Genomic DNA, 14,800 nt, shown 5'->3' with positions numbered 1-14,800 from the left:
CCCGGGCCGGCTCTTTAAACTTTTTATGCGGAAAGGCTAGTGTGACAGCTCTACAAAATCATTGCGGAACCGCTCATAATCAGTTGCTCTGCATTCCAGCCGCAGCCGTGTACCCTGCTCTTCGTAGCTGACCTCCTGAACATGGGCGTGTTCGTTAAAATAAGAAACGATGCTCCCGCGGTCAAACGGCACAAGTATTTCACACTGGATATAATCGTTGAACACATGTGAACGAATCAGCCCCGTAAGCTCGGGAATTCCGCTGCTCTGCCTGGCAGAGACTGTAACCGAGTCGCCTTCGACAGCCGGGTAGGCACGGTCAGTCAGATCCGACTTATTGTAAGCATACACTGTAGGAATACCGTCAGCCCCCAGCGCTTTCAACGTTTCTGAAGTTACTGCCATATGCTGCTCATGCTGCGGATCAGAGGCATCTACGACATGAATCAGCAGGTCCGCTTCGGTTACTTCCTCCAGTGTAGAGCGGAACGCCTTGACCAGATGATGGGGCAGCTGGCTGACGAAGCCTACGGTATCTGTTAAGAGAAAGGTTTTGTGGTCCGGCAGCTTAATGCTGCGGACGGATGTCTCCAGCGTTGCGAACAGCATATTCTTGGCGAACACCTGTTTATTCGAGCCTGGATGATAAGTCTCAACCATTGCATTCAGCAGGCTGGACTTGCCTGCGTTGGTATAGCCGACAAGACAAACCACAGGAACTTCATTCTTATGACGCTGTCTCCGCTGAATCTGGCGCCGTTCCACCTGACCCTGCAGCTCGGCCTGCAATGCCGTGATCCGCTCTTCAATTCTTCTGCGGTCCAGCTCAAGCTTCGTTTCACCGGCACCTCTGTTTTTGAGGCCTGATCCGCCCCCCTGGCGGCCGAGTGATTCCCGCATTCCGGTCAGACGGGGCAGCATATACTGAAGCTGAGCGACTTCAACCTGAAGCTGGGCCTCTTTTGTTTTGGCGCGGTCGGCAAAGATATTCAGAATCAGAATTGTCCGGTCAATGACCTGACGGTCCAGGGAGGACTCCAGGTTGCGGATTTGTGAAGGAGTCAGCTCATCATTAAAAATGATCAGGGTATCCTCATCCTCCACCAGCATGGACAGCTCCTGGATTTTACCTGTACCCAGATAATGGGAAGGGTTAATCCGGCTGGCCTTCTGGCTCAGCTCCCCGGTAACTGTGATATTGCAGGCAGCCGCCAGATTGCGCAGCTCCTCCATGGAATAGGTGAAATTCGTTTCGTTTTGCAGCTGTACCCCAACAATAATCGCTTTCTGCTGAGTGGTTTCCATATATTCATCAACCTCCTGAGATTTGAAAAAAAATATAGTATACGGGCTAACGGCGGGAGATTGCGGTCCAGACAGACATAAAAAAGCACAGGCGTTATCTGCCTGTGCTTGCAATAGAGGTAACAGAATAGGCTGGAGGTAACATGCGGTGTACGCACGTTACCTTACAGCAGGTATAATTCACAGCTGAGATGCCCCCGTTCAGCCGGACGTATGCCAGCGAAAACGGAATTCCCGAAGCCTCATCGAAGATAAGAATTCATTGCTATGAATAATACAATTTCTAAAGGCTTAGCGGATTTATACCGGAACACCGGTCCGCCTGTCAAGCTGCGGGTTGCCTTTAAAAATGGATAGACCTATCCTGAGACCTCTGCACATGGGCAGAACTTTAGCGCTATTCATATCTGATTAGCCGCGCAAAGTACGAATCCGGATAAAATCTATCACATTCATTTGCAACCCTCCGTTCCTAAAAGTTGAGTTAATCTTAGCACATCCGTTATTTTCTGGCAAACGGGTTCCCTGAGCTATGCCGAATCCAGAAACTTCTAAACTTGTATGCATACAATATAGGATGTGAGTTACTTGGAGAGGAGGAGGCGAAATGCCTGTATTAACTTCGAATACACTGACGAGCAATGCCACACCGGGTTTCGGGCCCATAAGCCAGGCAGTTGTTAAGGTCGTTAACAACGGGACGTCCCGGGCCGTGGTGTATCTGACCGGACTGAACAACGATGTGAGCCCGGAAACTATGTTTGTTCAGGAGCTGTTTGAGCTGGATTACCAGGAAGTGATCAGCAGAACCTACAATATTGAGCATGACTTCTTTCAGTTCAATGTAGTCTATTCCCAGGAGAATCTGCGTGTTCAGATTTTTCTTGTCGACAGCGCGGGGATCTATTCCCCAGTTAAAATGCAGCAGCTGGCCGTAAGCCGGATTACTTCGGAGTTCCGCGACAATATCACCCTGACAGCAGCCGGCTTTGCGGCTATCAGCTTCCGCAGAAACGGGGCGCTTGCGATACCTGAAGCGGTAGCGGCTGAGCTGCGGGCAGACAGTCTGGAGATCCTCGCATCAACACCGGTTCGCTATCAGCTGATAGCTGGCGGTACGCTCAACGGCAGCTTTGTTAATTTTCCGACACCGACAACGGCAATTCCGTCAAACGAAACTGCGCTGCAGGTTAATTACACGTGTACGACGGTAACGGGAGGGAAGGTCATTACGCAGGGCCTTGGATCAGGCATTGCCGGAGCTTATCAGAATATTGCGGTGAGTCTGCTAAACCAGCAGCTGGTGTACGATCTGCAGGAGGAGCCGATTACGCTCGTAATCAGCTCGCTTGCCGGCGAGGATAGTGTGGCTGCAACGTTTCGAATGTCGGAGCAGTGGTGAGGCCAACGTATTTCTAGCCCCTGATTTCCCGGGAAACGGTATGGAAATCCAGGAAGCCAGGGTGATATTCACCGTTAATTTAAAGCGAATACTGAAACGGATGGAGTAAACGAAAGCCAATAATAACAAGAAAAAGACGACGTCCATTCGGAAGAAACGAGTGGACGCCGTTTTTTTTGAGATATGATTGTGGCTTTACCAGAAAAGGTCAGTTTATCAGTGGCCTTCTGCTACGGGCCGTTCTTGTATAATATCCGGACTGGACTTATGCCCCGGAGTGCCGGAGCCTCGCTGAATAAGCTAAGTGGTGATTCTCCATCTATTTCTCAGGCCTCTCACAGGTAGAGGACTATTAGTTAGAGAAATACCACCTAATCCTTAAAAAGGATCAGATATGATGAATTTAAGTGGCGGAAATCCAACTAAGTGCGGCGGAACTCCACCTGTGGAAAAACTCAGCCTGCCCATTCCCGCCGCAGCGTGAACAGATCCTTCAGCGCATCATTGTTAAGCTCGGTAATCCAGTTCTCGGAGCCGGAGATGACATCATCGCTTAGCTGCTGCTTGCTCTCCAGCATCTCGTCAATCCGTTCCTCCAGTGTACCAAGCGAGATAAATTTGTGTACCTGAACATCCTTGGTCTGGCCCATCCGGTAGGCACGGTCGGTGGCCTGGTTCTCTACAGCCGGATTCCACCAGCGGTCGAAGTGGAACACATGGTTGGCCGCCGTCAGGTTAAGGCCTACGCCGCCTGCCTTGAGCGAGAGAATGAACACATTCGGCTGCTCAGCCGCCTGCGGAGCCCCCTCGGGAGGCGCCGGGGTCTGGAACAGCTCAATCATGCGGTCGCGGGCCTGCTTGGAAGTGCTGCCGTTCAAGTACAGCACCGGTTCCTTCAGCTCCTGGCTGAGCACAGACTGGAGCATCTGGCCCATGCCGACATACTGGGTGAAGATCAGGCAGCGCTCATTCTCTTCGCGCAGCTCACGCACCATTGCGAGCAGCCGTTCCAGCTTGGCAGAGCGCTCAATCAGAGATGCGGCGGCTCCAGCTTCGCTGTCCGAATCAGGCAGCGCCTCCTTCGTCAGCAGCACCGGATGATCGCAGAGCTGCTTGAGGCTGGTCAGTGCTGCAAGGATGGCTCCCTTGCGCTCAATCCCCTCCAGCTTGCTCATCTTCTCCAGCAGCCCGGTTACGTTCTGGTCGTACAGGGCTGCTTGCTCTGCCGTCAGATTGACGTAGGTTTTCATTTCATTTTTGTCCGGAAGATCCAGCTGGATGCTAGGGTCTTTCTTTTTGCGCCGCAGCATGAACGGCTTCACCAGCTTCTGGAGATCGGCTGTCCGCTCAGGATTCCGCTCCTTTTCAATCGCGTTTGCGAACCGGTCCTGGAAGGACTTGGCGCTGCCCAGGTACCCCGGTGTAATGAAATCGTAGATGGACCACAGCTCGGACAGCCGGTTCTCAATCGGCGTACCCGTCAGGGCAATCCGGTGCAGCGCCGGGAAGCTGCGTACTGCGGCAGACTGCTTGGTTCCTGCGTTCTTGATGTTCTGCGCTTCATCCAGGCATACTGCAGCCCAGGTGAACTGCTGCAGCAGCTCCTGGTCAAGCGCAGCTGTAGCATACGAAGTCAGGACGACATCCGCCTGCGAGGCTGCGCCGTAGAAATATCCGGCATTCAGCCGCCGGCTGCCGTAATGCAGCATAACGTTCAGGGATGGGGCGAAGCGCTGCAGCTCCTTCTGCCAGTTGCCGAGCACGGAGGTAGGGCAGATAATCAGCGCCGGCCAGTCCGGCGGATCAGTCTGCGGCACGGCAGCCTCCAGATCGGCGGCAAGCTCCTTCATGTGCAGCAGATAGGAGATCAGCTGCACGGTTTTGCCGAGGCCCATGTCATCGGCCAGTACGGCCCCAAGCCCGAAGCGGCGCAGGAATGCCAGCCAGGCGAAGCCCTCATGCTGGTAGCTGCGCAGCTCAGCCCGCAGGGCGGCCGGCACGGGCGGGCGCGGCCACTGGGAGCGCTGTCCGAGCTGTCCGATCAGCTGAACCAGCTGCTCGTTCAGCTCCACCTCCAGCCGGACGAGCGCCGCCTGCTGCTCGGCCTCTGCCGCCGCAGCTTCCGCGCCGCCGTCCTCCTCGCCGCTGCCCAGCAGGTGCAGCTGCAGCACATCCTGGAAGGACAGGCCCCGCGACTTGTCCATCCCGGCCATGGCCCGCTGAATCTGGGCCAGCAGGGCGGGGTCAAGCGGAATCCACTTGCCCCGGAACTGCACAAGCCGCTCGCCGCGCGCGACCAGCTCGGCGAACTCCGTCTCCGAGAGGTCGGCGTCGCCGATCGAGATGCGCCAGTCGAAGTCGACCAGCGCATCCAGCCCGAACAGCGACCTGCCGCCCCCGCGGCTGGCCTCGCCGGAGCTGATTCTGGCGCGCAGGCGCGGCTTCCGGCGGCTGGCGGCCTCCCACCACGCCGGCAGCAGCACCTGCCAGCCGGCTTCCAGCAGCAGCCGGCTGTCCTGGTTCAGGAACCGCCACGCGAGCTCATCGCTCAGCGGTTCACCCAGCACATCGTCCCCGTGGCCGATGTGCCCGCCGGGCAGGCTCTCGCGCAGCCGCGAGAGCCACCCGGATGCCCGCTCGCGGACGAATTCCGTCCACGATGCGGGCCACTTGCCGTGCGGCTCACCGTCCGTAGTGAGCCGCAGCGGCACAAGCGCGGATTCATCGCGCTTGTCCTGCAGAAGGAGCCGGAGCCGCCAGTAAGGCGACTCCTCATCCGGCTCAAGCAGCTGCAGCGCCGGCCGGAACGGCGCAGTGTCCGCCTTCCAGCCGATCGACATCAGCCAGCTCTCCTCATCCAGGCCGGTCGCGGCTGCGCCGCCGCTGAACAGCAGCGGGAATTCGCTGCGCAGGTCGCCGGCTTCGGCTTCCGTGCTGTAATAGCGCTGGAAGACTGCTGCCGAGAAGGCGGCGCCCAGACCCGCTGCAAGGCCCGTCCGTCCGGACAGTCCCTGCAGTGCAGCGGCGAGTCCGCTATCTCCTTCGGCCATCTGCTGCATAGCGTGCTTGTCCCATTGCCACTGCAGCTGGCCTTCGCGGTAAGCGGCGAAGGCTGGCATATACCGCTTCTCTGCCAGCAGATCCGAGACGGCAGGGGCCAGCCCGCTCAGCAGGGCGGCATCACCCTGCCAGCTCCAGCCTATATGTCCCAGCAGCTGCTGCTGCGCGAAGAACGGGACAACCTGCTCAGCAGGCAGCACGACCAGATCTACGCCGTCTGCATTCTGCAGAGTCAGCTCGGTTCCGTAGAAGGACTCTTCATGCCAGGCGAACAGGAGCTGCTTCAGCTGGACGCCGGGAACATAGTCATTCCTGTCATCGACGGCATAGATCAGGGCATCGCCGTACTGGGTCAAGGCCAGCTGGACCGTTAGATTACGTATAGATTTGCTCATGGGATCAGCTTTCCTTTCCGCAGCTCTTCCTGCAGCGCGCGCAGCCTGCTGTTCCGGGAGGTGAAGGCGTCCATGAATTCCTCCCAGCGGTCATCGCGCTTAAGTTTTTTATACAGCTTAGCCAGCCGTTTGATCAGCTTGACCGCAGATTTATAGCTGTGCCTGTTTTTCTCCAGCACGAACCGCTCCACAGCCTGATGATAGAACGGCAGCAGCAGCTCAGGCGCATTCTTCTCCAGCGGCTGAAGGTCTGTGACGCGGAAGTCGGCAGGGATTTTGCCGGAAGCGAGCTGGTAATCCATCCATTCCCGCCACTTGCCGTACTGCAGCAGCAGCTCCTCATAGATCTCAGACGAGAGGGGCAGCATGCCGGACAGTGTATCCCACATAAGCGGCTCACTTTCCGGTAACTGGCGGACAGCATCCATCCAGTAGCGGGCGTAATCACTCAGATTGTATAACCGGCTTGTCAGCAGGGGGCCGATCTCGGCCAGCCAAGCTGTAAGACGGGACCAGTGCCCTGCCTGGCTGAGCGGGACAAAGAAGCTCAGCAGCTCATCCGGGTGGACACCGGGCCGCTCCGAGGCTTGGCGGAGCTGCTCCCAGGCTGCCTGGTCGTCGCCCAGCAGGAAATACATCCGGCCTTTAGCCAGCAGCAGCGCCTGCCGGGAATGAGCGGCTTTAAGCCCGATTTCTGTCTGCTGAAGGGTCTCCAGCTCCTCCGAAAAAAGCGCATTGCCGTCTGCAGAGGGCACAATCCAGTGCCTCCAGAGCAGATCATAGCAGGCGGAGAGATGCGGCTGGTCCCTTGAACGGTCCCGCGTCTCCTCCAGCATGGCCTGGCGCAGATGGGATACGGTATCCAGCACCCGGGGCCATTCTCCGGGCTCTGTCTCCAGCGGCAGCGGCTGCTGGAGGAGCGAGAATATATCAGTCCGCAGCTCAGAAAGGGCAATGGCGGTATAATAGCCGAGCGAGTAACCCAGCGCAGCGCTGGCTGCTCCGGGCAGAACAGGCTGCAGCAGCTTTTCCAGAATGAAGAGGCGGGTATGCAGCCTGAAGAGCCTGTCCGCAGCGGGAGAGAGCCCGGTCTTGGCTTCATCAATGGTACTCAGTGCCCGGCTGGTATACTGGGGATTCCGCACTGTATGATCCAGCGGGGCTGCAAGCAACTGCATATACTCATGCCACTGGGCTACAGTTGCTTCGGGAATCAGCCCGCTGAGCTTTTTCAGCAGGGCGCTGCGGTTTCCTTTATCCGCCGGATCAGGGGAAGCGGCTTTGGGGCGGTTAGCCGTCGCCTTGGCATTCGCAAGGAGCGCCACTGACCGCCCTTGAGCATGTGCATAGTGCATGAGCACTGCAGCCATATGCTTGCAGGGTCCGTCTACCGGACAATCGCAATAGCTGCGGGAGAATTGATCCAGACTGATATAGACGTGGTAGGCCTCTCTGCCTTCAACCAGCGCCCGCATCTTCCGGGGTTCGCTGATGGAGAAAGTCTCAACGCGGTTTTGTTTGAAATATTGAAACCCCCGCTTTAGGGTCAGATCATCGAAATAATAGGCCGTATCTGAAATAAGCTTGTCCCATTCGGCCTGGTCCAGCACATAGTTTGGCTGCATCGCAATAAGTCTCCTGTGGGTAAAAAGTTTTGTTCGAAAATAAGAAAAGAGCTGTTCCCCCCATTATAGCATCTATATAAGTGTTGCCTGTTATCTTTCACTTTCGTGACAATTTTAAATAAAATTTAAAAAAAGTCTGCCCGATATGACATGCCCCACATTGCCGCAGAGTCATCCATGCTACTCTAAGGGTCTGAAACTCTAGGGAACTGGCGGAAGGATGGAGCTGTAACCATGCTGCGATTTAAAATGAAGTATCTGCTGAACAACAAACAGAACCGGCTGATTCTGTTTCTGACCATAAGTGTCTCGTTATGCATTACACTGATTGGCCTCTTTTCCTACAGGGAGTACCGGCAGGCGCTCGATACGGAGCTGAACACGCCGAATGTCGAGCTGCTTCAGATTAACCTGGATGTGACGAACCGGGCGTTCCGCGAGGCGGATAACAAGGCGGTTGACCTCACCTTTAACCCGGCGGTGCTTGCGTTCCTGTCTGCTGATGCGGACCAGGCGGAGGAAGCGGCCGAACAGCCGCAGAATGTGCTGAAAGCGCTGGTGTCCGAGCCGGACATCCGGGATATAAGCGTCGTAAGCTTTCTTGGCCGGTCCGTCATCTCAAGCCGGTACGGCTACAGGGCTGCCTGGGAGGAAGCGCCGGAGCATGACTGGAGCGGGTGGCTGGAGGAGATTAAAGAGAAGCCGCTTCTGATCAAAAGAAGGCTGTACACCGGTGCCGATGCGGGGCTTGGCAATACGGAGCTGCTCTCGCTGGCCCGGCCGGTGGTCCAGAACGGTACTGTTACCGGGGCGGTGCTGATCGACCTCGATTACGATACGCTTTTCTCCAAAATGTACACTCATTTGTCCAGCTATCAGTTTGTATACAATCTGGAGGGGGAGCTGATCTATCCGAAGCTCAATCTGCCTTTCCCGATGGCTGAGATGAAGGATGTACTCAAAGAGATTGATGTAAGCCCGTTTGCCCATGTGCGGATGGACGGCCAGGCTTATATGGCTAACCAGGCTTTTTCCAATGTCACCGGCTGGCGCCTGGTATCACTGGTCCCGATGGAGCAGCTGCTAAAAAATGTAACAACCGCCCGCAATATGATGCTGATGCTGTCACTGATCTCGATCGCGGTCGGCTGCTCGGCAATCTATTATTATAATTTCGCCGCCTTCCGGCCGCTCAAGCGGATTAACAAGCTGCTCAGCCCGGAGCAAAAAGGGCAGGCGAACCGCAATCTGTTTGATCTGGAGCCTGTAATCGGCAAGCTGGTCGGTGATTTCCGGAGCAAATCACTGGTTGCTGACTGGAGTCTGCCGGAGCTGCGCGCCAAATTCCTCAGTGATCTGATCGCCCGGAATATGGGCAAGCAGGAGACGGAGACGAAGTGGGAGCATTATTTTGCCGGCTGGCAGCAGGGGCCTTTTGAGGTGCTGATCATTTCCATCGACCGTCATTCTGAATGGGTAGCGGCTTACACCGAAGAAGACCAGCAGCTGCTCAAATATGCGATGAACAATATGGTATCTGAGTTTTACAGCCCGTCCTGGCGGACGGTCACAGCAGCTCCGCGCAAGGACAGTCTGGTTCTGCTGCTGCAGCCGATGGAAGGGCAGGGTCCGTGCAATCTGTATGAGGATACCATGAAGCTCGCCGGGATTATCGCTGAGGTGCTGGGTATTTCCGTATCTGTAGGGATGGGTGCGGAGGCGCAGCTGATCGGTCAGGCCGCCCGCTCCTACACCGAGGCGGATATTGCGTTATCTTACCGCCTGTACGAGGGATACGGACGGGTTCATCTGTATTCCGGACTGGAGAATAGGCCGGATGAGAGCGGCGGAGCAGCCGATGATGTCTGGAAGCAGGAGGTGCTGCATGCCCTGAAAAGCTCTGACGCCGCTACCGGACACCAGTGGGTGCACAGATGGGCCGCAGATCTGCGCAAGAAGAAGCTCCAGCCGCAAAAAATAGTCCGTGTGCTGGACGATCTGCTGGAGGAGATTATGAATATTGCCGCCTCCGGAGGCTATACCCTGCCTTCCGAGCTGGCTGACTATACGTGGTACCAGGTGTCTACGCTTGATCTGGCCGATATTGAAGAGCTGCTGTGCAGTATTATCAGCCAGATGGCAAGCGTGCTGGAAGTACACCGGCAGTCCAAGGAATATCTGCTGGTACAGAATCTGATTACGTATATGGAGGACAATCTGCAGCGCAACATCGGACTGCAGGATATCGCCGCCCATGTCAATCTGGGGGTCTCCTCGGTCAGCACCATCTTTAAGGAGGAAACCGGAACCACCCTGTATGACTATCTGACTAACCTGAGAATAGAAAAAGCCTGCGGGCTGCTGCAGGGCAGCACCCTGAAGGTGGCGGAGATTGCCCAGCTTGTCGGCTACCAGAATGAGAACAGCTTTATCCGTGTCTTCCGCAAGAGCAAGTCGCTTACCCCGGGCAAATTCCGGGAGAACAGCAAATCTTCCAGACAGTATGCAGATCTTCCAAAACCGCATGGTTCCGGGGTTTCTGACGATTCAGAGTAAGATAATACGATTGCTGCCCGCCCTCTGAATGCTTTAAAGTTCTATTTGAGAAAACTTTCACAGCCTTGCATGCCGCGGCTGATGCTCATAAGAATTCAGGGGGGGAGCGCAGTAAACAGACTGAAGAAAGAGGGATAACCTTTGAAACGGACAACGAGGATTGCGATAGGATCAGCAGCTGTTCTGATAGCTGTGCTTCTCTTCATTGGAGCCCGGATGGACGGGTATAAGGACGGAGGCGGCGCCGATGCCGGCTATCCGGCTAAGCCGATTACGCTGATCGTACCGTATGCTGCCGGCGGAGGAACAGATACCACTGCACGCGCACTGGCCAAAGCGGCCGAGAAGGTGCTGGGCCAGCCCGTTATTGTACTGAACCGGACGGGCGGGGGCGGCTCTGTCGGACTGATGGAGGGTGCGAATGCTAAGGCTGACGGGTATACAGTCACTTTTTTACCTGCGGAGCTGACGATTCTGCCGCATCTGGGGCTGCTGCCGATTACTTATGAGAAGTTCAAACCGATTGCCCAGACGAATTTTGATCCTTCCGCCATTACCGTAAGAGCCGGGGCGCCATGGCAAACCGTAAATGAATTTCTCGACTTTGCGAAAGCGCATCCAGGGGAAGTGAAGATGGGGAATGCCGGAACGGGGAGTATATGGCATTTGGCTGCCGTAACATTGGAACGGGAAACCGGTGTGAAGTTTGCCCATATCCCCTTTGAAGGTGCAGGGCCGGCCGTTTCTGCCTTGATGGACGGCTTTGTCGATGCAGTGCCTGTAAGTCCTGCCGAGGTGAAGAAGGTTGTGGACGAAGGGAAGCTGCGGACGCTGGCAATCAATGCCGATAAGCGTTCAGAGGCGCTGCCGGGTGTGCCCACACTGGAGGAACAGACGGGAATCCATGTGAATTTTACCGGTACATGGAGAGGGCTTGCTGTACCGAAGGATACGCCGGATGCCGTTGCAGAGCTGCTGGCAGAGGCCTTTATTAAGGCAACAGAGGACCGCAGCTTCCGTGAAGCAATGGCGGTGAACGGGCTTGGACTGCTGGTGAAGGACGGCAAGGCATTCTCGCGGCAGCTCAAGGAAAGCAATGATTTATTCTCACGGATGATTCCGGAGCTCGGACTGAGCCGTAAGTAACTTGAAAGCGTGCTCAGACCGCAATACAGAACTGAAAGGTATGATAAATAATTATGAAAATTAAAAAGACACTCGATCGGATTCCCGGCGGCATGATGCTGGTACCGCTGTTCCTGGGGGCAATTATCCATACGGCCTTCCCGGACGCAGGCGAATACTTCGGCGGCTTCACCAAAGGGCTTATGACCGGTACTGTGCCAATTCTTGCTGTGTGGTTCTTCTGTATGGGCGCTGCGATTGATGTGCGGGCGACCGGAACGGTACTGCGCAAATCGGGAACCCTGGTATTGACCAAAATAGCTGTAGCCTGGGTTGTCGCCATCATTGCCATCCAGTTCCTGCCTGAAGGCGGCGTCAAGAACGGCTTCTTCGCCGGCCTGTCCGTGCTTGCTATCATCTCGGCGATGGATATGACCAACGGCGGCTTATATGCTTCTATTATGCAGCAGTACGGCACCAAAGAAGAATCCGGTGCATTCGTGCTGATGTCACTGGAATCCGGCCCGCTCGTAACCATGCTAATCCTCGGCAGTACCGGTGTAGCCGTATTTGAACCGCATGTATTCGTAGGTGCTGTGCTTCCGTTCCTGGTCGGCTTCCTGCTGGGCAACCTTGACCATGACCTGCGCGCTTATTTCGGCAAAGCAACACAGACCCTCATTCCGTTCTTCGGCTTCGCGCTGGGCAGCTCGATTGACCTTGGCGTCATCCTGGATACAGGTCTGCTGGGTATTCTGCTCGGTCTTACTGTTATTGTGATTACAGGTATCCCGCTGATTCTGGCTGATAAATATATTGGCGGCGGCAACGGCACCGCCGGTCTGGCTGCATCCAGTACTGCCGGAGCAGCTGTAGCGAACCCGATGCTGGTGGCTAACCTGAAGCCGGAGTTTCTGCCTGCGGCTGAGACAGCAACAGCACTTGTCGCCGCCTCCGTTATTGTGACCTCCATTCTGGTTCCGGTCATTACGGCGTACTACTCCGATTATATGAAAAAGAAGAGACCGCCGGCGGCAGAGGGGCCTAATGATCTGTCAGTACCCAAAGCTATTGTTTAATAAATTCATATAACAACAGCAATTATATATTATAAATAATAGTGTTAACCCTCCATGAGCTGGACAATCGAGCTGTGGAGGGTTCTTTTTGCACTGTCGTAATCTTGCTCTCCTGTTCCTCAAATCTGCATAAGCCGGGAGCAATCGTTTATACTGGCGGTATGAGGTGATCTTAGATGGAACAGATGTTGTTTGAGCGTATTTATGCTTCAGTGGTCAGCCGCGAGCCGACCTATGACGGTATATATTATACGGCGGTGCTCACGACGCGTATTGTGTGCCGCCCGTCCTGCCGGGCGAGAACGCCCAAGGCGGAGAATGTGGAGTTTTACCCTTCTTTGGAAAAAGCGGTCAGGGCGGGCTTCCGCCCGTGCAAGCGGTGCCGGCCCGAGGAGGGCGGTGCGCTCCGCCCGGATGCAGTGCTCGCCGCCCGGGCCGATGCTGTTATGGCGGCCCGGCTCGGAGAGAAGCTGACGCTGGCGAAGCTGGCCGAGGCGCTTACGGTCAGCCCGTTTCATCTGCAGCGCACGTACAAGCAGGTAACCGGCTGCTCACCTGCCGCGCGGCTGGATCAGCTGCGGTCAGACAAAGCGTGTGAGCTGCTGGCCCATACAGATACGCCTATCGCTGAGATCGGCAGGACGGCAGGCTTTCCGGGCGCATCGCATTTTGCCGCCTGGTTCACGCGCAAGAACGGACTGCCGCCGACGGAGTATCGTATTCAATCCAAAGGAGGGACTGCCCATGAGCGGGAGTAAGAATAGTTCAGGAGTGGTAAGGAACAGGAAGAGGGGTTCATCCGCGCAGTCTGTAACAATCAGTCACCATACCGTGAGTCTTGGAGGCAGAGCATGGACCTTGTGGGCCAGCGGTAAAGGGTTAATCCGAGTATCTTATGAACAGGATCAGGGACAGCTTCCGGCAGGCTGGCTGAATCTCCATGCCCCGGCTGCCCGGGTGGAGGAGAATGCAGATGTTTTTGCGGAGATGGGTGTGATCGGTCTGCTTGAGCATTATTTTGCAGGTGAAGCTGTCAGCTTCAGCAGTCTGCCGCTAGATCTGTGGGGAACCTCCTTTCAGCAGGATGTCTGGAATGGGCTGCTGCAGATTCCGCACGGCAGCCTGGCTACCTATAAGGAGCTGGCTGTGCAGATCGGCCGCCCGCTTGCGGTCCGCGCAGTCGGTGCGGCTAACGGGCAGAATCCGATTCCGGTTATTGTGCCGTGCCACCGGGTCATCGGGGCGAACGGTACCCTGACCGGCTACCGGGGCGGGCTTAAGCTGAAGCAGGAGCTGCTGGCGCTGGAGGGAATAACACATGTGGGGGCGAAGGGTCATGAACGATTTGCTTTTTGAGCTGCCATTGCCGGATTATTTTGACCTGAATGCCTGTCTGGCCTATATGAACCGTTCTCCGCTGGAATGTCTGTTCCGTTCGGACGGCGAGGGTGTGAACCGGCTGTTTATCGTTGAGGGAGAGCCGTGTCTGATCCGGCTGACAACGGCGGAGGAACAGCCTCGGCGTCTGCGGGTTACACTGCTGAGCGGGGCTGTTCCGGGAGCGGAGGCCATGGCCTGGCTGGTCCGCTACATTGTGGAATGGTTCGATCTGGACCGCGATCTGGCCCCGTTCTATGAGCTTGCAGGACGGGACCCGCTGCTGCAGCCGCTGGTTGTCAGCGAGCGGGGCCTGCGGATCATCGGCATTCCCGATCTGTTCGAGGCCTTGTGCTGGGCTATTCTCGGCCAGCAGGTCAATCTGGCTTTTGCCTACAGGCTCAAGCAGCGGCTCACTGCCGAATACGGGAGCTCATTAGAATACGAAGGACATACGTATTATCATTTTCCCGCACCTGAGGTTTTCCTGACGGTGACCCAGGAAGAGCTCTGCAGCCTGCAGCTGACCCGGAATAAAGCGCGGACTTTGCTTGAGGTCGCTGCCCTTATCGCCGGAGACGGTCTAAGCCGGGAGGAATTACTGTCCCTGCCTTCACCGGAGGAAGCAGAGGCGCGCCTGCTGAAGCTCCGGGGGATCGGCCCCTGGACCTCACAATATGTGCGGATGCGCTGCCTGCGCGATACCACTGCCTATCCGGCAGGCGATGTAGGGCTGCAAAATGCGGTCAAATTCCTGACCGGCATGGACCGCAAGCCTACGCCTGCAGAGCTGCTTGAGCTGGCGCTGCCCTGGAAGGGCTGGGAAGCTTACGCCACCTTTTATTTGTGGCGGGCGCTTTACTGAACAACTGTCTG

Annotated in this window: 10 protein-coding genes; 7 read left to right on the top strand and 3 right to left on the bottom strand. The window is 56.2% G+C overall.

Going from position 1 to position 14,800, the window contains the following annotated elements; translation table 11 throughout:
• Positions 1-36 precede the first annotated feature (36 nt).
• A complete protein-coding gene (hflX, locus tag BN3772_RS15175) occupies positions 37-1,305 on the bottom strand; it encodes a GTPase HflX (protein ID WP_042200447.1) in 1,269 nt (422 codons plus the stop codon).
• 607 nt (positions 1,306-1,912) lie between these two features.
• Between hflX and BN3772_RS15170 the strand changes: the two genes are divergently transcribed.
• Positions 1,913-2,707, top strand: a complete 795-nt coding sequence (locus BN3772_RS15170) for a hypothetical protein (RefSeq protein WP_042200446.1) — start codon at positions 1,913-1,915, stop codon at positions 2,705-2,707.
• A gap of 455 nt (positions 2,708-3,162) precedes the next feature.
• Here BN3772_RS15170 and BN3772_RS15165 read toward each other — a convergent pair whose 3' ends face one another.
• Together BN3772_RS15165 and BN3772_RS15160 are read right to left on the bottom strand one after the other, a co-directional pair.
• Complete coding sequence (locus BN3772_RS15165) at positions 3,163-6,162, bottom strand: DEAD/DEAH box helicase (RefSeq protein WP_042200445.1); 3,000 nt, start codon at positions 6,160-6,162, stop codon at positions 3,163-3,165.
• On the bottom strand, positions 6,159-7,787 hold the full coding sequence (locus BN3772_RS15160) for an SWIM zinc finger family protein (protein ID WP_042200444.1): 1,629 nt from the start codon (positions 7,785-7,787) through the stop codon (positions 6,159-6,161). Before BN3772_RS15160 ends, BN3772_RS15165 begins: the two co-directional genes overlap by 4 nt.
• 234 nt (positions 7,788-8,021) lie before the next feature.
• Here BN3772_RS15160 and BN3772_RS15155 point away from each other — a divergent pair, with 234 nt between their 5' ends.
• The 6 genes from BN3772_RS15155 (at position 8,022) to BN3772_RS15130 (ending at position 14,789) form a co-directional block, all read left to right on the top strand.
• Positions 8,022-10,343: a helix-turn-helix domain-containing protein gene (locus tag BN3772_RS15155; protein WP_042200442.1), complete on the top strand. Its 2,322-nt coding sequence runs from the start codon at positions 8,022-8,024 to the stop codon at positions 10,341-10,343.
• A 204-nt stretch (positions 10,344-10,547) separates the two neighbouring features.
• Entirely contained in the window at positions 10,548-11,489 is a 942-nt protein-coding gene (locus BN3772_RS15150) for a tripartite tricarboxylate transporter substrate binding protein (protein WP_244444752.1), read from the top strand.
• A 53-nt stretch (positions 11,490-11,542) separates the two neighbouring features.
• On the top strand, positions 11,543-12,547 hold the full coding sequence (gene kdgT, locus BN3772_RS15145; RefSeq protein ID WP_042200440.1) for a 2-keto-3-deoxygluconate transporter: 1,005 nt from the start codon (positions 11,543-11,545) through the stop codon (positions 12,545-12,547).
• Between the two features lie 176 nt (positions 12,548-12,723).
• Positions 12,724-13,305, top strand: coding sequence for an Ada metal-binding domain-containing protein (locus tag BN3772_RS15140; protein WP_042200439.1), 582 nt, complete (start codon positions 12,724-12,726; stop codon positions 13,303-13,305).
• Positions 13,292-13,903, top strand: a complete 612-nt coding sequence (locus tag BN3772_RS31540; protein WP_086074592.1) for a methylated-DNA--[protein]-cysteine S-methyltransferase — start codon at positions 13,292-13,294, stop codon at positions 13,901-13,903. Before BN3772_RS15140 ends, BN3772_RS31540 begins: the two co-directional genes overlap by 14 nt.
• Positions 13,884-14,789, top strand: coding sequence for a DNA-3-methyladenine glycosylase family protein (locus BN3772_RS15130; protein WP_042200438.1), 906 nt, complete (start codon positions 13,884-13,886; stop codon positions 14,787-14,789). The genes BN3772_RS31540 and BN3772_RS15130 overlap by 20 nt, the downstream gene beginning before the upstream one ends.
• The last annotated feature ends 11 nt before the right edge of the window (positions 14,790-14,800 follow it).

It is taken from the genome of Paenibacillus camerounensis (genome assembly GCF_000723885.1).
Lineage (GTDB): Bacteria > Bacillota > Bacilli > Paenibacillales > Paenibacillaceae > Paenibacillus_AQ > Paenibacillus_AQ camerounensis.
Note: the sequence above shows the minus strand (reverse complement) of the source record. Positions and strands in the feature narration are given on the sequence as shown.